Raw genomic sequence first — 1349 nt, 5'->3', positions numbered from 1 at the left:
CACTGCGAGATTGTCGTGGACAACGAAAAAGTGAAAGCGGAAACGGCCCGGTACAAGAAGATACCACAAATTACCGATTTCACGGACGAGAACGGGACGGATCACATGAAACAGGTCGTGCAGGAAAACTACGAACGTATCAAGGCAGAGGCCGGCCGCATCGTCGCCGAGGAACTGGAACGTATCAAGAACGACCCGGTGCTTTGCAAGCTCCTGCCGGAACAGAACTAAATGAACACAAACACCCCCGCAAACAACCTCCGTGACCTTAACCGGGGCTGTTTCCTGGTTTTATAACCGTACAGCCGGTGTTTTGGAGCATAAAGTAGTGATTATGTGAACGGAAAACATTATTTTTGTGTTCGGAATCCTTTTAATTATAAGTATGACAGTTACCGATATATACGAAGCAATGAACAGCAAGGCGGAAGCGTTTTTCGAGTGGTTGCAGGCTCACCCGAAATACGGGTTGCTGTTTGGTGTCGGGTTGCTTGCCCTATGGCTTGCAGGGTTGCTGTTCCGTTGGAAATGGGCGTGTCATTGGCAGTTTAACAGCAAACTGTGGTTATTTGATGATTGCAAGCCTGAAACACGCCGCAGGGTTCAGATTGTGTTGGTCAGCGTTCTGATTATACTTATATTGGTTGGTTTCTTTGTATGGAGATAACGGTATGGAAAAGGACAATCGCAAATACCGGATCTGCTTCATCGACTATATGTGGTATGTAGCCGAGATATGGCACGAAAGGGAGCGTACCAATCTCAACGGACGTATGCTACTGTTTTGGTGCTGGCTCTTCGTCCTACTCATACCGCTTGGGTTTCCGCCGATATTGCGCCTTTTCGGCTGGATGATTGGTTTGGCCATAGTGATTCCTCTCTGCTTTCTTCCCGATTTATTCTGCAAGCTACGCTATACAGCCGGACGGCGTGAAGCACTCCGTGAACATTACGGGAAGATGAAACATCCCGGCAGGAAGCTCGCCAAAATAGTTCTTATCGCTATCGCCCTGATCGTGGCAAATGTAGCGCTGATGTTCCACCTCGGATTTATACATTGGGCATGATGAAACGGCAGGAGAATAAGCAACGGTTTTATCTCTGGGACTACCTCTGGTGGATGGGGGAGAAATGGAAGCAGGCAAGACGAACAGGCAGGGTCGATGGCGAAATGATGCTCTCGATTTATATCTTCGCTCTTTTGATATTCCCTATGATGACTGTTACTATCCGGCTTTTTCCAGGTGTGTCGGCATTGTTGCCATGTGTCGTTTTTAGCATTGTCACATTTGCCGTTATGTCGCTCGTCAGCAGGATTTACAAATGGCGAGGCAAAGCAGTGATGTCTC

At 48.0% G+C, this 1349-nt stretch carries 3 protein-coding genes and 1 pseudogene; all 4 read left to right on the top strand.

The window, feature by feature from the left end; genetic code table 11:
* Positions 1–231: pseudogene (locus ACESTR_RS16120) on the top strand (hypothetical protein); the annotation flags it as partial.
* A 154-nt stretch (positions 232–385) separates the two neighbouring features.
* Complete coding sequence (locus ACESTR_RS16115) at positions 386–667, top strand: Imm17 family immunity protein (protein WP_004295465.1); 282 nt, start codon at positions 386–388, stop codon at positions 665–667.
* A gap of 4 nt (positions 668–671) precedes the next feature.
* Entirely contained in the window at positions 672–1067 is a 396-nt protein-coding gene (locus ACESTR_RS16110) for a hypothetical protein (protein ID WP_004295258.1), read from the top strand.
* Positions 1064–1349 (top strand): hypothetical protein (locus ACESTR_RS16105; protein WP_373179444.1); only part of this gene is annotated, 286 nt, incomplete at its 3' end. The genes ACESTR_RS16110 and ACESTR_RS16105, both read left to right, overlap by 4 nt.

This window comes from Alistipes sp. DJF_B185 (assembly GCF_964250025.1).
Classification (GTDB): Bacteria; Bacteroidota; Bacteroidia; order Bacteroidales; family Rikenellaceae; genus Alistipes; species Alistipes finegoldii.
The sequence above is the reverse complement of the archived record's forward strand: the minus strand, read 5'-3'. Positions and strand labels throughout refer to the sequence as shown.